The following is a 16,017-nucleotide window of genomic DNA, read 5'->3' as shown; positions in this document are numbered from 1 at the left end:
CGCGTCACGCCTCTCCTGGCTTGCGCCCCTGCTGGTGCGATTTCCTTCTGGAAATCACCCTTCCATTTTAGTTAATTTATATCAATTTAGTCTCAATAAGAAAGGCAAATCGAATTTGTACGTCATATTGTCGTCATGCAAAGTAAGGAGAATAAATTGTCGATATATGCACATCAACCCGGGGAAAACCATGCAACAAAACAACATCAAAAAGCTCCTGCCACACGTAGCAGTTTTCCTGGCGTTGACTGCCAGCGCGGCCGGCTTTGCGTCGGAACTCGACCACCGCGAATTTGAAGCGAGCCTGCATGTGCCCTACAAGGCCGACAAGGCGGAAGCGAAGACGAATGCCCGCACATTTACCCTCGATTTTGAATATCCCTACGTCCAAAAACCACAGGACGTGAGCTGGAAGCTGGAAATCATCAGCCCGGCCGGAGAAGTGGTCAAGCAGTGGTCCGGCGTGCAGCGGCTGGTGAAAAAGGCGGTGGAAGTGAAGGTGCGCTGGGCCGGCCGTACGGACAGCGTCAGCGTTCCCGACGGCGTGTACCAGGTGCGCATGCAGGCGGTGGCCAATGAAGCGCCGGCGCAGGGCGCGGCCGACGGTTCGCTGATCGGCGTCGAGCAAACCCTGGCCGCCGCGCCGGAAGCGGTGATTGAACAATCGTGGGACCTGCAGATTGGTGCGGTGGCCAAGCCTGCCATGCCGGCCTTTCATGCCCTGCCCACCACGAAGCCAGCGGCGCGGCCCGGCGATGGCATGCCCGTGGCGATGTCGGCGCCGGCCCCCGCTTCGCTGCCCTACACCGTCTATTTCGCGAACCTGCACAGCCAGACCAATCACAGCGATGGCGGCGGCGCCGTCAACAACTGTTCCGGCTCGCAGGTGCCATTGGCCGCACCCTACGGACCGGCCGACGCATTTGCCTATGCCAAGGGCCGCGGACTTGACATCCTGATGACGTCGGAACACAACCACATGTACGACGGCTCCTCCGGCAGCAACACCTCGGCCAGTCCCACCACTGCCAAATCGTTGTACCAGGCCGGCCTGAATGCAGCCGCTAGCTTCAACGCAGCCAATCCCAACTTCCTGGGCGTGTATGGCATGGAGTGGGGTGTGATCAACAACGGCGGCCACCTCAACATCCTCAATTCGCCGGAACTGCTGAACTGGGAATACAACAGCAGCGGCCAGCTGCTCGGTGATACCTTCACCGACAAGACCGACTATGCGGGCCTGTACTCGCTGATGCGCCAGCGCGGTTATATCGGCCAGTTCAACCATCCCGCCAGCAGCGGCCAGTTCCTCGTCAACGGTGTGCCGCTTGGGTACACCGCCGACGGCGACCAGGCCATGGTCCTGTGCGAGGTGCTCAACACATCCGCGTTTTCCACCAACACCACCGAAACCGAGACTGGTCGCAGCACCTACGAAAGCGGCTGCAAGAAGGCCCTGGAAGCCGGTTTCCATATCGCCTTCAGCACCAACCAGGATAACCACTGCGCCAACTGGGGCGCGTCGTACACCAACCGCACCGGCGTTTTGATCCCCAACGGTACCCCGCTGACACAGGCCAGCTTTGTCGACGCGCTCAAGGCGCGCCGCGTGTTCGCGACCATGGACAAGAACTCGCAGCTGGTGCTGACCGCGAACGGCCGCATCATGGGCGAGCGCTTCACCAACAGCGGTCCGCTCAACCTGGTGGCCAACTTTGCCAACACTGCCGGCCAGAGCGCTGCGACCGTGTCGATCGTCGAAGGTGTACCCGGCCGCAACGGCACGCCGACCCAGCTCTCCGCCACGGCCAATACCACCATCACCCCGGCCGTGGGCGAGCACTATTACTACGCCAAGGTAACCCAGGGCGACGGCAAGATCCTGTGGTCGGCCCCGGTGTGGGTCACGCAAACCGGTTCCACCGGCGGCGACACCACCAAGCCGACCGTCTCGGCCAGCCAGAGTGGCACCAGCGGCACCATCACGCTGTCGGCCACCGCGAGCGACAACGTGGGCGTGTCGAAAGTGGAGTTCTACGTCGATAATGTACTCAAGGGGACCGACACCAGTGCGCCTTACTCACTGGCGCTTGACTCGACCACGCTCACCAATGGCAGCCATTCGCTGACGGCCAAGGCCTTTGATGCGGCCAACAACAGCACGCTGTCGGCGCCAGTGAGCTTCTCGGTCAATAACACCACCTCGGTGACCAAGCAGCTGGTGCTTAACCCCGGCTTCGAGTCCGGCGGCACCTCCTGGACCGCGACCAGCGGCGTGATCACCAACGACAGCGGCCAGGCCGCCCGCAGTGGCACCTGGAAGGCATGGCTGAACGGTTACGGCACGGCGCGCACCGATTCGCTGTACCAGCAGGTGACGATTCCATCGACCGTGACCTCCGCCACGCTCCGGTTCTGGCTCAAGGTGTCGTCCAGCGAAACGACGACCACCAACCCCTACGACACGCTCAAGGTCCAGGTGCGCAATGCCAGCGGCACCGTCCTGGCCACGCTGGCAACGTATTCCAACCTGAACAAGGGCACCTCGTTCCTGGAAAAGAGCTTCAGCCTCACGGCCTACAAGGGCCAGACGGTGAGCCTGTACTTTTTGGGCGTGGAAGGATCGACCGTGCCGACTTCCTTCATCATCGATGACGTGACGCTGACGACCCAGTAAATACAGTTTGCTTTTCTCTTCGGGCCCGCTTTTTCGAAGGCGGGCTTTTTTTCGTGTGCTGTATGGACAATGCCGTGGCGCTTTCGTTCGATTGGTGAAAGTGATATTCTGCCTGCGCCCAACAGGAGACGACATGTACACCATCAGCACCTTGCGCGCCGCCGCGTGCCTCTTCATCGCCCAGTGCAGTGCCTTTGCATTCGCCCAGGATCCCCTTAGCTACGCTCGCTATGACCAGGTGAAAACCACCGACCTGCACATGGACCTGAAGGCCGATTTCGGCACCAGGACGCTGTCCGGATTTGCCGAGCTGTCGCTCGACTGGATCGACAAGAAGGCGAATACCCTGGACCTGGACACGCGCGACCTGGCGATCAGCAAGATCGAAGCGCTTGGCGCCAACGGCAGCTGGACCCCTGTGACCTACAAGCTCGATGCACGCGATGCTGAAAAAGGGCAGGCGCTGCACATCGCCGCTCCCGGACAGCCGCGCAAGGTGCGCATTCACTACCGCACGGCGCCCACGGCCAGTGCCCTGCAGTGGCTCAACCCGGTGCAGACCATGTCGGGCAAGAAGCCTTTCATGTTCAGCCAGTCGCAAACCATCGATGCCCGCTCATGGGTGCCGGTGCAGGACACGCCTGCCGTGCGCTTTACCTACAGCGCCCGCATCGATGCGCCACAAGGCCTGCGCGTGGTCATGAGCGCCGATAACGATCCCAAGGCAACAGGCAAGGGTGGCTGGCGCTTCAAGATGCCGCAGGCGATTCCTTCTTACCTGCTGGCGATCGGCATCGGCGAGATCGACGTGCGCACGCTTGGCCCGCGCACTGGTGTGTACGCGGAGCCCAAGCGCATCAAGGCTGCCGCATACGAATTTGCCGATACCGAAAAGATGATCAAGGCCGCCGAGTCGCTGTACGGCCCGTATCGCTGGGGACGTTACGACATGCTCGTGCTGCCGCCATCATTCCCGATTGGCGGCATGGAGAACCCGCGCCTGACATTCCTGACGCCGACCATGATCGCCGGCGACCGCAGCCTGGTGGACCTGGTGGCGCACGAACTGGCGCACAGCTGGTCCGGCAACCTGGTGACCAACGCCTCGTGGAAGCACTTCTGGCTTAACGAAGGTTTCACTACCTACGTCACCACGCGCATCCTGGAATCGATGTATGGCGAGGAAGTCGCGACCATGAACCTGCAGCTGGAGCAGGAAGAAGCGCTGGCGTCGCTGGCCACCATTGCACCTGCCAAGCAGGCGCTGGTCACGCGCGACCCGGATACCTCGGCTGATACCTATACCGACGACGGGCTGGTCTACCCCAAGGGCGCCTGGTTCCTGCGCACGCTGGAGCAGCGCGCCGGCCGCGCCAAGTTTGATCCCTTCCTGCGCAGCTGGTTCGATTCGCACGCTTTCCAGAGCGTGACGACCGAGCAGTTTGTGGACTACCTGCGCAAGCACCTGCTGGCCAAAAATCCCGGCGTGATGACGGAGAAGGAACTGGACGAGTGGCTGTATGGACCGGGCATACCGGCCAGCGCGCCGCGCGCCGTGTCGCAGCGCCTGGCGGCACTCGACACTGCCCGCGCCGCATGGCTCAAGGGCGAACTGGCTACCGCCAAACTGGATACGAAGAAGTGGAACGCCACCGAGTGGATGAAGTTCCTCAACGATATCGATGGCAAGGCCACTGCCGCGCAGCTCAAGGAACTGGACCAGGCGTTTGGCCTTGCCAGGACCGGCAACAACGAAGTGGCTTTCCGCTTTTACCGCGCCTCGATCAACGCCGGCAACCGCGACATTCGCGCGCCGCTCAACGACTTCCTCATGAGCGTGGGGCGCCAGAAGTTTGTGGTGCCCTTGTACACGGCGCTGCGCAAGCAGCCGCAGGACAAGGCATGGGCCGACGCAGTCTATAAAAAGGCGCGCGAGCGTTATCACCCGGCCACGCAAAAGAGCGTCGACAAGCAAATGGCCAGCAACTAAGGAACCGTACCGTGCATTCAATGACCCGCATCGCAGCAGCACTCGTCTTCGCCTTCAGCGCCGCCGGCGCACTGGCCCAACCCGCCGCCGCACCGGTGAGCGCTACCGCGCCAGCGAGCGCCTACGACCTGGAAGCGGATGTCCAGCGCGCCATGAAGGTGTTCGACGTTCCGGGAGTCGCCATCGCCATTGTCAAGGATGGCAAGGTAGTGGCAACCCGCGGCTTTGGCGTGCGCGAGCTGGGTAAACCCACGCCGGTGGACGGCAAGACGATCTTCGAGATCGCCTCGAACTCCAAGGCGTTCACCGCCGCGGCGCTGGCGATGCTGGTGGATGAGGGCAAGCTGAAATGGGATGACCCGGTCACCAAGCACCTGCCGGACTTCCAGATGTACGATCCGTACGTCACGCACGAAATGACGGTGCGCGACCTGCTGGTGCACCGCAGCGGCCTGGGGCTGGGCGCCGGTGACCTGCTGTGGTGGCCGACCACACAGTTTTCGACGGACGACATCATCCATCGCCTGCGCTACATCAAGCCGGCGACGAGCTTTCGCAACAGCTACGCGTACGACAACCTGCTGTATATCGTGGCAGGCAAGATCATCGCGCAAAAGTCGGGCAAGAGCTGGGGCGAGACCATTCGCGAACGTATCCTCAAACCCGTGGGCATGAACGACACGACCGTGAGCCTGGCGGAGAACGCGGCGCGGGCCAACGTGTCCAGTCCGCACAGCAAAGTCGATGGCACGACCCGCGTCGTCACGCCCATGCCGGTGGATAACGCTGTCGGCGCCGTTGGCCTGAACACCAATGCCGAAGACATCGCCAAGTGGATGATGGTGCTGATGAATGAGGGTGTAATTGGCAAGGATGCGGCAGGCAAGGAGCAGCGCCTGTTCAGCGCCAAGCAAAGCCGCGAAATGTGGACTGCCCAGACCCCGATGAAGATCGGCGAGCCGTCCAAGGCGCTGGCCTCGACCAAGCCGAACTTCTTCGCGTATGGCCTGGGCTTCCAGCTGCGCGACTACAAGGGACGCAAGCTGGCCATGCATGGCGGGGCGCTGTTTGGCTTTTATTCGCGCGTGTTGATGGTCCCGGAAGAGAATCTCGGCATCGCGATTTTGACCAATGCCGAAAACGGCGGCGTCATGACGTCGCTGTCGTATCGCATCATGGATCACTACCTGAAGGTGCCGGCGACGGACTGGATCAAGCTGTTCAACGACGCCGAGAAGGAAGCCGCAGCCAAGGACCTGGCGCAGCAGCAGAAGGTCAAGGGTACGCGCCCGGCGCGCTCGTCGCCATCGCTGCCGCTGGCGTCATATGAAGGCACCTACGTGGACCCGTGGTATGGCGATGTGACGATCAAGAAGGTCGGCAACAAGCAGGTGATGAGCTTCTCGAAGACGCCTAGCCTGACAGGTGAGCTGGAACACTTCCAGCACGACACGTTCATCGTGCGCTGGAATGAGCGCTCCTTCCGCGCTGATGCTTACGTAACGTTCCAGCTGAATCCTGATGGCAGTATCGACCGGGTGAAGATGGCGCCGGTGTCGGACGAGACGGACTTTAGTTTTGACTTTGCGGATTTGGCGCTGACGCCTGTCAAGCAAGCGAAGTAGGGAGCATTTTTGCCAGGGTCGCTGTAAGAAGCGGCATACAAGGCGTACTTTGATTGCATCGATCCGCCCTCTCTAATAAATAATATCTTTTGCTCAACTTCCATGTTACGATCCGCGCCGGTTCAGCAAAATTTTGAGCAATGGTCGATGAAGCGGGTATGCTTTGACATGACCTCGGAATAGCTAGCGAAAGTGATTTGAGAAAAATGAATACGCTTCACAAAGTAAAAAAGTCAGCTGCGGTGCTTGGCCTGGTAAGCCTGCTCGTTTCGCCAACGTGTCTAGCAAACTATAGTTGCACAGGTCCGGTAAACTATTTGGGCATCGACCAGGGTGGGACTATCATGGTAGCCGTCGGAGGCACGCCGACCCACGGAATCTGCAATGTCGCTGACCAGGGCAGCTTTAACATGAAAGTTGCGAGTTGCAAAATTGTGTACGCATCGTTACTTGCAGCTCGAATTTCGGGCAAGACGGTCACTACTTTTTACAACCCAAATGGTATGACTTGCACCACGCTTCCAAGCTGGGGAGCCGTACCGAGTGTCTATTTCGTTCAAGGACCGGACTGATAGCATTGGATTTTATAGCGGCTTCGAATGGGGATTAAGTAAGTTACGGAAGCGGCGCTTCGTGATTTATTCTTAAGCGATGGAAGCTAAAAAAGGTCGGCCCGGCCTCGTTGTCGTATATTGAAAACACTATGAAGCAGCCGCGCCTGCAAGCGCACTATCAAAGTGTATGCGCCGACATCTCGACACAAGCTGCTTGCAGACGTGTCGACAAAACCCCTACCGAAAAAAACAGATCCATATTCCAACAGTCGCGCCCTTAATTCTGTTCCTTAAATGATGGGCCATACGTTCCTCTTGGGTTGTATGAAACGGGCTGGATCAAATGTCCTGATCGCGGACTCATCGCAACCGCACATGTACCCACGGTCAACTTTCGCAGTCTGCGGCGACGCTACCAAACTCTTGTCCTGCTTAGGGGTTCATCACTTTCCGGAATCGCGGCGACTAGTGCGAAGCAACAGGGGCGTAGCCGACATCCCGGTACAAGCTGATCGCTAGTGTCTCGTTTGAAAGGAAGCGAAGGGCTGCGCCGGAACTGTTGCCGCTGCAGTGACGCTTCACGCTACTTCTTGCGATTCCAAATATCCATCATATCCTTCGTCCCCTGAAGTCGAATGCCGTTATCGGACAACACCTCTTCCGTCGCTGCCAGCATGTCCTCGCGCTTGAGCACCATGTTCTCGCCACCGCGCTGGTCGAAGTGGATGACGATGGTGTCATCGGTCGCATCGCGCAGCAGCGTCACCAGGTGTGCCAGGCTGCGCACCGGGACCTTGTTGATCGAATAGATCACCGAACCAAAACGGTTGCTGTAGCCCGTCACCAGCTTGTGCGGGAAAAACGGAGAACTCACCACCACCAGTTCTTCGCGCTCGGGCGTCGGCTCGTCGCTGCGGCGCGTCACCAGCGGGCTGGCTACCCAGCCATATGAATTGAGCGCGTTAGGATTCCCCGCCATGAAGTTGAGGAACTCCGCAGTGGCGCGCGAGAACACGATCGGGCCATAGATGAAGTACGAGGGATACCCGCCGTTCAGGTCCGGAATCAGGAGTTTGCGGCCCGTCACCACCGGCACGTTAAGCTCCATCCGTTTGCCGTCCCGGTAAATCGTCAGGGGCACTTTGCCGTTTTTGGCCAGCTGCTGCACCCGGTATTGAAAGCGTACGCGCAGGTTGCTCCCCAGCTGCACCATGGACTGGTTGTCGACCGATGAATTGCCGATCTTCGAAATCACATCCCACTCCTTGAGCGGAAAGGCCGGGTCGTCCACACCGGTGCTTTGCACCACGGCGCCGGTCACGGATTTATCGAGCTTGAGGAACGCGCGCAAAGTAGGATTTTCCAGGGTCTGCGTGTCGGCCAGAAGCGCAGGCTTGCCGTCGTAACGACCGTCGGCTACGTCGCGCAGGAACAGCTCGACTTCCTCATTGGGGATGATGTAACCGATGCTCTGCGCGTTTGATGCCGCGCCAAAGGCCAGTCCCACCATCTTGTCGCCGGCGATTGCGGGCCCGCCGCTGTTGCCGGAATTGATCGCCGCGTCAATCTGGATACGCAGGCCCGCCGTGTCAAAGCTGTAGTTCACAAATTCGATACGGGACACGATGCCCTTGGTGATCGAGAGCGACGTGCCGCCGGTCGGGTAGCCATACGCGAATACCTGGTCGCGGACATTGGGCAGCACGCTGGCGCGGGGCAGCGGCGCATGGGTGTCGAAAAACGATTCGTCGTCCAGCTTCAGCACCGCCAGGTCCATGTCGCGGGCCACCGCGACCACCGTGGCCGATACCTTGTCGCCTGCTTCGTTGGCCTGGATCTGTACTTGGCTCGCGTATCCAACCACGTGCGCGTTGGTCAGGATGCGGCGGCCTTCGATGACCACGCCGGAACCGGTCACTTCCGCCGGCGCTGCCTTGCCCCACGGCCGGAACGGGTCCGGCCGGCGCAGGGTGGCGAACACCTTGACGACGGAGTTCTCGAGACTCGGTGGAATCTCCTGGGCGGGCACCGGCACCGATGATTCGACCCGAGGCGTTTCCTGGGCAACGGCCAGGTGGCTGGTAGCGGCAAGTACAAGCGCGGCGATGATGCGCGAAGCGGTCATGTTGATGTCTGGCGTAAGAATGTGAAGCTTGAAAAAAACCGGCCCTCTGAGGGCCGGCAGACTTGATTACTTCTTGACGAACTTGAGCGTCATGCGATCGCTCTCGCCAATGGCCATGTACTTTTCACGGTCCACGTCCTTATTGGCCAGTACCGGTGGCAGCGACCAGACCCCCTTGTTGTGATCCGCCGTGTCCTTTGGATTGGCGTTCACTTCGGACTTGGCTTCCAGCTTGAAGCCGGCCGCTTCGATCATCTTGATCACTTCTGCTTCGTGCAGGTAACCGCTTCCGTCCTTGGCAGGCTTGGATGCTGGCATGCGGTGGTCAACCACGCCAAACACACCGCCTGGCTTCAGCACGGTATGCACCTGCTTGAGGATCTCCTGGACCTTCTCCGGAGGGTTGGTCCAGTTGTGCAGGTTGCGGAAGGTGACCACCATGTCTGCGCTGCCCGCTGGCGCGATATTAAAGGCGCGCGGTGGCTCGAACACGCCACGCTGCACCTTGGCGAACATGGCCGGGTTGCTTTCCAGTTTCTTGGTCAGGTTGCCGGCGTAGCGGCGTGCGCCTTCGCTCGGCGAAGTCGGCTCTTCGCCGGCTGCAATCAGCCTGCCCTTGTCGCGCAGGTAGGGCGCGAGGATCTCCGTGTACCAGCCGCCGCCCGGGCTCAGCTCCACCACGGTCATGGTCGGCTTGATGCCGAAGAAGGTCAGCGTCTCGTAGGGATGGCGGGCGCCGTCGCGTGCCACGTTGGCCGGGGTGCGGTCTTTGCTCGCGATAGCGGCCTTGAGCGCGTCGTCAGCGTGTGCCGTGCCTGCAATCCCGGTGGCCAGCATTGCGGCCAGAATCAATCGTTTCATGTATTTATGCCTCCGTTGATGAGTAGGGTGCTGCGAACAGGTAGCGCTTTTCGCTGCCCCAGCGATGATCGGCCAAGGCGGCGCGCCGGTCAAGCGCAATTCGTTCAGGCGCGGGTCACTGGCTGGCCTGGATTACTCTACTGTTCCGCCATCCACGCCTTGAGGCCCGTCACCCAGTTCTTGGCCGGCAGGTTCATGGTCTTCTTGATGGCATTGGCGCGCTCATACAGCACGCTGAAGTCGATCTGCGGCGCCTTTTTGAAAGCGATGACGACGATGTTCGCATCGTGCACTTCAGGCAGCCATACCACCGCATCGAACACCAGTTCCATGTTGAGCAGGTTCTTGTCGTAGTTGCTGAAGTCGCCAAACACGTTGGCGGTCATGATGCCGTCATCCGTCAGGCAGTCGAAGCACGCCTGGTAAAACTCCTGCGAGTCCAGCACCGGGCCGCGTGCCTCTTCGTCGTACAGGTCCACCTGCAGCACGTCCACCGTGCCGTGGTTGGCCTTGTCGAGCACAAAATCCATGGCGTCCATCTCGCGCACGTTCAGGCGCGCGTCGTTGGGCGGCAGCCCGAACATGGCGTGGCAGATCCCGATCACGTTGGGATTGAGTTCGGCCACCGACACGCGCGCGGTCGGAAAACGCTGGTAGCTGAATTTGGTCAGGGCGGCGCTGCCCAGGCCAAGCTGCACAATGTGGCGCGGCTGGTCCAGGAACAGCATCCACATCATCATCATCTGGACGTATTCCAGTTCGATGTGGTCGGGCTTTGCCAGGCGCATGGCGCCCTGTACCCAGGAGGTACCCAGGTGCAGCGAGCGAACCCCGCGAAACTCGGTGATGGTGGCGGGCGGGTGGCCCGGGGCGTCAAAATGGCTGGCAGGCGAAAGGTCGGGCATGCCCCATTTTACATGGGCATCGGCAGGATCAGCGTCACGGTCAGGCCGCCGCCGTCGCGGTTGGCCAACGTGATGCGACCGCCATGGGCCTCCGCAATCTCGCGCGCCAGGGCCAGGCCCAACCCCGTGCCACTGCGTTTGGTGGAATAGAACGGTACGAGCGCGTTGGTCAGTACCGCATCATTCATGCCGTGCCCACGGTCCGCCACTTCAATGCGCAGCATGCCCATGGCGCTCTTGATGTGCAGTTCCACCTGCTCCGGCGAGGAGCCCGATTCGTGGGCGTTCTTGAGCAGGTTCAGAAGCGCCTGCTCGATCTGTGCCTGGTCAAACCATGCCCGCTCGGTCGGCAGCGAACCAGCCAGCTTGAATTTCACCTCCGAAGCCAGGCGCGCAACGAACACCTTCCAATCGCACGCTTCGATGCGCGGCGTGGGGAGTTTGGCAAAGCGCGCATAGCCAAGGATGAAGGTTTCCAGGTGCCGGGTGCGTTCTTCGATGGTCTGCAATATCTGCGGCAGGCGCTCGGTCTGGCCGCGCCGTACCAGCTCTGCCCCCGAGTGCGCAAGGGAGGTAAGGGGCGCCAGCGAATTATTCAATTCGTGGCTGATGACGCGGATGACCTTCTTCCAGGTCTGTACTTCCTGGCGCCGCAATTCCTGCGTCAGCTGGCGCAGCAGCAGCAGTTCGTGGCGCCGTCCATTCAGGGTAAAGGTGCGGCGAGCCAGGTGGTACACCTCTTCTTCGTCGCCTTCACCAGCGGTGAACAGCCCATCGCCGCCGCGCGCCAGCGCGTCGACCAGGGCCGGCGCTGCGGTCTCCATGATTTCGCTCAGGTGATGCCCCTCCAGCTTGCGCCCCTGGTTGAGCAGTTGGCGCGCCGAGAGGTTGGCGTACATGATGGCGCCGGCACTCGATGCGTCACCTACCAGCAGCATGGCCACCGGCGTGTTCTGGACCATGGTGTCGAGCAGCAGTTCGCGCTGCACCAGCGCCAGGCGCTGTTCGCGCAGCACTTCACCAAGGGCGTTGTGAGCCCGCACCAGGTCGGCCATTTCGTCATTCTGGTCCCAGTGCAGGCCGAAGGAAAAGTCGCCATCCTTGTAACTGGTCACCGTGCCTTCCAGCGCGCGGAACATGGAAAGAATGGGCTGGATCTGCGCGCGGATGGTGATGACCGCCATCGGAATCACGCATGCCATGCACAGCGCTCCCACCAGCAGCGGCTGGTCTGGCAAAAAATGATCAAGGACCAGCGCAATGACCACGCCCAGGATCATGAGCGTGGCCACCAGCGCCGACCAGCGCGTGACGAGCGAAAGGCGCAGGCCGCGTGGCTTGTCCATCAGGGCCTGGCGATTCCGAGGCGCTCCATGCGCCGGTACAGCGCCTGGCGCGACAGGCCAAGGTCCGCCGCAGCCTGCGCCACTACACCGCTGGCGCGCGCCAGCGCCTGGGTAATCGCATCACGGTCAGGCTCTGCTTCGCTCGGGACCACGGGCGAAATGGGCAGGCCAAGGTCGCTTGCCTTGATGGTGTCGCCCGCGGCAAGCAGGCAGGCGCGCGCCATCACGTTCTTCAGTTCCCGCACGTTACCCGGCCATCCATGCGCCAGCAGCGAAGCCTGGGCGCCGGCGTCGAGCTTTTTGCCATTGGCCAGAAAGCTCGACGCCAGCGGCAGAATGTCGGCCGGACGCGCGGCCAGCGGCGGCAGGCGCAGTTCGATCACGTTCAGGCGATAGAACAGGTCCTCGCGGAAGGTGCCGGCCCGGATCATGGCGGGCAAATCTGCGTTGGTGGCGCTGATCACCCGCACCTTCACCTGGCGCTCGCGATTGGAGCCCAGCCGCTCGAAGCGCCCGGTTTCCAATACGCGCAGCAGCTTCATTTGCCCGGCCAGCGGCAGGTTGCCGATTTCGTCGAGGAAGAGCGTGCCGCCGTCCGCCGCCTCGAATTTGCCTTCGCGCGCCTTGGAGGCGCCGGTGTAAGCCCCGGCATCGGCGCCAAACAGTTCCGCCTCGATCAGTTCCGACGGCAGGGCGCCGCAATTGAGCACCACAAAGGGGCCGTCGCGCACTGCAGAATTGGCCTGGATGATTTCGGCGATGCGTTCCTTGCCGGTGCCATTTGGGCCGCTGATCAGCACCGGCACGTCGGCCCGCGCGACCTGGCACGCCAGGTGCAGGATGCGCTCGGTGGCGGCATCCTGCCATACCATGCCGCGCAGGTCGAAGCCCTGCTCCAGGTCGCGCCGCTGGCGCCTTGCGCGCTGGGCGTGCTGGCGCAGCGCGCGGTTGGCCTGGCCCAGTTCGATCAGGTTGGTGACGGTGGCAATAAGCCGGTTGTCGTTCCACGGTTTGGACAGATAATCGGCGGCGCCGGACTTGATCAGGTCCACCGCGGCGTCCAGGTGGGTCCAGGCAGTCAGCAGGATGACCGGCAGGTCTGGATGGCGCTGCCGGATCTCGCGAAACAGCGCCACGCCTTCTTCGCCGGAAGTGGTGTCCGCCGTGAAGTTCATGTCCTGGATGACCAGGTCAAAGTCTTCACGCGCGAGCAGGTCCAGGCCTTCCTCAGGCGATGCCGCGTGCAGCGCGTGGATGTCGTGCAGTGAAAACAGCACTTCCAGTGCGATGGCAACGGCGGCGTTATCGTCAATTATCAGTACGGTAGGCATGGCGCTAGCATATCACCGGTGGTGCCGGCTCAGGCACTGCGCGTGGCCATCGCCGGCGAGATGCTGGCTGCGCGCCAGGCCGGGCCATACACCGCCAGCACGCCAAGTGCAAAGAACAGGAGACTGCCGCCCAGCAGGTAAGGCAGTGGCAGCTTCGCCATTTCGAGCTGGCTGACCAGGAGCTGATTGAGGCCGATTGCGCCGAGCAGGCCGGCGCTCACACCGCCGGCCGTGATCATGACGTTCTCGGTCAGGAAGTAGCGCATGATATCCACACGCCGCGCACCGAGTGCGCGCCGCACGCCAATCTGCTTGCGGCGCTGCTGCACCCACAGGCTCGCCATGCCCACAATGCCGCTGGCGGTAATCAAGAGCAGCAGTACGCTCACCGTGATCAGCATCCACGACAGGGCAGTGTCGGCGCGATAGCGGTCGCTGCGCACTTCGTCCATGCTCTTCATGCGGATCAGGACCGGGAAACCCGAGTGCTTGCGCAGCGCTTCTTCGGCTTCTTTCATGACCCGGTCGCGCTGGCCCGGTTCGGCGCGGATCGTAAATAGCGAGAACGAGGCTTCGAACGTCGTGCGTACCGGCGAAATCACGTTCTGGTCAGCCGAGGGCCCCAGTTCGGCGCGCTGGGTTTGCAGGTGCTCGACCACGCCCACGACCTGTGCAGACGTCGCCTTGTCGCCGCGGCCAAAGTACAGGGTCTTGCCGACATAGCTACTCGCGTCCGGCCATACCTTGGCGGCCAGTGCGCGCGTCACCAGCACGTGCTTGGGGCTTTCGTCTTCTACCGTGCTGTCGATTTCCGTGCGCTCGGCGGGTACAAAGTCGCGCCCTTCCACCAGCTTCAGGCCCCAGGTCTGTACCAGCGGGTCGGGCGAGACGTAGTAGCCTGAATCAGCCGTCAGGGCGCTGTCTTCACGGCCGGCAGCCACCGTGGTAGTGCTGCCGTTGCGCGACAGCGGAATCATGTTGACGCGGGCCACCGAGACCACGCCGGGTACGGCGCGCAGGATGGCGGTCTGCTGCTTTTGCGTGGCCAGCTGCACGCTGTGGTTGGCCTCGTGGATGTTGCGCGTCTGGAGCTGGAACAGCGACGACTCGTCCACCAGGCCGCTGGGACGGGCGGCGACGGCCTGGCGTACGTTGACGATATGAAGCGCGTTGGACAGGATGGCAAGGCTGATGGCGATCTGGATGGCCACCAGCATCGGGCCGGTCTTGTTCCGCACGAGCGTGGAGATGATTGGACGGATTTCCATGAAAGCTCCCGGTTACTGCGATTTAAGTTGGATGGCCGGCGTGATCTGGCAGGCGCGCCAGGTCGGCAGCAGGCCGGCGATCATGGCTGCAACCACCGACAGCACAAAGGTAAAGATCAGCATGACCCAGTCCATCTGGGCGATGACCGCCATCTGCTTGGACTGCATGGCGATCAGGCTGAGGGCACCAAACGCCAGGGCCAGGCCGAGGACACCGCCCGCCAGGCCGACGACCGCTGTCTCGATCAGGAACTGGCGGAAGATCTCGCGCCGTGACGCGCCCAGGGCGCGGCGGATGCCCACCTCGGAGGCGCGCACCGAAAACTTCGCCAGCAGCAGGCCAACTGCGTTGACCAGGCAAAGCAGCAGGAAGGCAAAGGCCAGCCAGGCCGACAGCTTGCTGTCGTTGCCTACTACCTTGTTATATTCCAGCCACTCCATGACGTTGTAGACGTGGGTGGGGGCATTGCGCTTCATGCGTCCGAGCTTGAGCTGTTCGGCGCTGTAGGCCTTGATGTAGTCTTCGATCTCGGCACGGCCGCTGCTTGATTTGGCCTCGAACCAGAACTGGATCCAGGTGCAATCGGAATCGATAAATGCCTGGAAGCCGGCATCCACATCGCCGCTGCAGTTGGTGCTGCCCTGGTTGCGGTTCTTGCCGTTGATCGCGGTCTGGAACGGAATCCAGTAATCGTCTTCCAGGCCAAAGGCCCCAGGCCCGCCAATCAGGCGGTAGTAGCGCGGAACAGGCAGCCAGTTGTCAAGCACGCCGACGACCTGAAATTCGCCATCCATCATGCGCAGGCGCTGGCCGACCGGATTGGCGTCGCCGAACATTTTCTCGGACAGGCTGCGCGACAGGACAACCACCTTGGTGCCGCTGGTGTCGTCTGCTTCGCTCCATGGCTGGCCGTGAAGGAAAGGCGCGTCGAACATGGAAAATGCGTCGCGCGTGGCAGCCAGGCCCTGTGCCGCGACGGGACTCAGGTCCTTGCGCGGCGCTTCCACCGCGGCTCCCACGCCGTAAATGGCGGTGCGGCGCTCGCCCAGGCCCGAGTTGAGAAGGTTGCGCGCGTCGGTGTATGTCATTTGCGGGTCGTCGGGCCGCTGCCCGGGCGAATAGTCGTCGGGGCGGCCAACGTCCATTACTGGCACGAACAGGCGGTCGCTCTTGTGCGGAATGGGGTCGCCCGACATTACGTGCAGGATGGTCAGGGTGGAAATGCTGGCTGCCACGCCAACGGCCAGCGTCAGGACCATCAGCGCCGTCAGCGCGGGATTGCGCCGCAGGCTGCGCAGGCCAAGCTTGAAGTAATAGCTGAACATGCGCCCTCC

The 16,017-nt window shown here is 61.7% G+C and carries 10 protein-coding genes; 3 read left to right on the top strand and 7 right to left on the bottom strand.

The window, feature by feature from the left end; genetic code table 11:
- The first annotated feature begins 190 nt into the window (after window positions 1-190).
- The 3 genes from KY495_RS06770 (at window position 191) to KY495_RS06760 (ending at window position 6,292) form a co-directional block, all read left to right on the top strand.
- Entirely contained in the window at window positions 191-2,677 is a 2,487-nt protein-coding gene (locus KY495_RS06770) for a CehA/McbA family metallohydrolase (protein ID WP_219882930.1), read from the top strand.
- Between the two features lie 133 nt (window positions 2,678-2,810).
- Window positions 2,811-4,667 carry a M1 family metallopeptidase gene (locus KY495_RS06765; RefSeq protein ID WP_219882929.1) on the top strand — a complete coding sequence of 619 codons (1,857 nt, stop codon included), beginning with the start codon at window positions 2,811-2,813 and terminating at the stop codon, window positions 4,665-4,667.
- Between the two features lie 20 nt (window positions 4,668-4,687).
- Complete coding sequence (locus tag KY495_RS06760; RefSeq protein ID WP_219884139.1) at window positions 4,688-6,292, top strand: serine hydrolase; 1,605 nt, start codon at window positions 4,688-4,690, stop codon at window positions 6,290-6,292.
- 1,137 nt (window positions 6,293-7,429) lie between these two features.
- Here KY495_RS06760 and KY495_RS06755 read toward each other — a convergent pair.
- The 7 genes from KY495_RS06755 to KY495_RS06725 all read right to left on the bottom strand — a co-directional run bounded on the left by KY495_RS06755 (window position 7,430) and on the right by KY495_RS06725 (window position 16,008).
- Window positions 7,430-8,971 carry a S1C family serine protease gene (locus KY495_RS06755; RefSeq protein WP_219882928.1) on the bottom strand — a complete coding sequence of 514 codons (1,542 nt, stop codon included), beginning with the start codon at window positions 8,969-8,971 and terminating at the stop codon, window positions 7,430-7,432.
- A gap of 66 nt (window positions 8,972-9,037) precedes the next feature.
- Entirely contained in the window at window positions 9,038-9,832 is a 795-nt protein-coding gene (locus KY495_RS06750) for a class I SAM-dependent methyltransferase (protein ID WP_219882927.1), read from the bottom strand.
- A gap of 137 nt (window positions 9,833-9,969) precedes the next feature.
- Complete coding sequence (locus tag KY495_RS06745; protein WP_219882926.1) at window positions 9,970-10,737, bottom strand: spermidine synthase; 768 nt, start codon at window positions 10,735-10,737, stop codon at window positions 9,970-9,972.
- A gap of 8 nt (window positions 10,738-10,745) precedes the next feature.
- On the bottom strand, window positions 10,746-12,083 hold the full coding sequence (locus KY495_RS06740) for a PAS domain-containing sensor histidine kinase (RefSeq protein ID WP_219882925.1): 1,338 nt from the start codon (window positions 12,081-12,083) through the stop codon (window positions 10,746-10,748).
- Entirely contained in the window at window positions 12,083-13,414 is a 1,332-nt protein-coding gene (locus KY495_RS06735; protein WP_219882924.1) for a sigma-54 dependent transcriptional regulator, read from the bottom strand. Before KY495_RS06735 ends, KY495_RS06740 begins: the two co-directional genes overlap by 1 nt.
- A gap of 29 nt (window positions 13,415-13,443) precedes the next feature.
- Complete coding sequence (locus tag KY495_RS06730) at window positions 13,444-14,682, bottom strand: ABC transporter permease (RefSeq protein ID WP_219882923.1); 1,239 nt, start codon at window positions 14,680-14,682, stop codon at window positions 13,444-13,446.
- 12 nt (window positions 14,683-14,694) lie between these two features.
- Window positions 14,695-16,008, bottom strand: a complete 1,314-nt coding sequence (locus KY495_RS06725; RefSeq protein WP_219882922.1) for an ABC transporter permease — start codon at window positions 16,006-16,008, stop codon at window positions 14,695-14,697.
- Window positions 16,009-16,017: the final 9 nt, after the last annotated feature.

It is taken from the genome of Massilia sp. PAMC28688 (assembly GCF_019443445.1).
Taxonomy (GTDB): Bacteria; Pseudomonadota; Gammaproteobacteria; order Burkholderiales; family Burkholderiaceae_D; genus Telluria_A.
The sequence above is the reverse complement of the archived record's forward strand: the minus strand, read 5'-3'. Positions and strand labels throughout refer to the sequence as shown.

Excerpts from the sequence above, each read along its gene's own strand:
- KY495_RS06755 (WP_219882928.1), bottom strand. The coding sequence starts at position 8,971 with ATGACCGCTTCGCGCATCATCGCCGCGCTTGTACTTGCCGCTACCAGC.
- KY495_RS06765 (WP_219882929.1), top strand. The coding sequence starts at position 2,811 with ATGTACACCATCAGCACCTTGCGCGCCGCCGCGTGCCTCTTCATCGCC.
- KY495_RS06730 (WP_219882923.1), bottom strand. The coding sequence starts at position 14,682 with ATGGAAATCCGTCCAATCATCTCCACGCTCGTGCGGAACAAGACCGGC.
- KY495_RS06770 (WP_219882930.1), top strand. The coding sequence starts at position 191 with ATGCAACAAAACAACATCAAAAAGCTCCTGCCACACGTAGCAGTTTTC.
- KY495_RS06745 (WP_219882926.1), bottom strand. The coding sequence starts at position 10,737 with ATGCCCGACCTTTCGCCTGCCAGCCATTTTGACGCCCCGGGCCACCCG.
- KY495_RS06750 (WP_219882927.1), bottom strand. The coding sequence starts at position 9,832 with ATGAAACGATTGATTCTGGCCGCAATGCTGGCCACCGGGATTGCAGGC.
- KY495_RS06725 (WP_219882922.1), bottom strand. The coding sequence starts at position 16,008 with ATGTTCAGCTATTACTTCAAGCTTGGCCTGCGCAGCCTGCGGCGCAAT.
- KY495_RS06740 (WP_219882925.1), bottom strand. The coding sequence starts at position 12,083 with ATGGACAAGCCACGCGGCCTGCGCCTTTCGCTCGTCACGCGCTGGTCG.
- KY495_RS06760 (WP_219884139.1), top strand. The coding sequence starts at position 4,688 with ATGACCCGCATCGCAGCAGCACTCGTCTTCGCCTTCAGCGCCGCCGGC.
- KY495_RS06735 (WP_219882924.1), bottom strand. The coding sequence starts at position 13,414 with ATGCCTACCGTACTGATAATTGACGATAACGCCGCCGTTGCCATCGCA.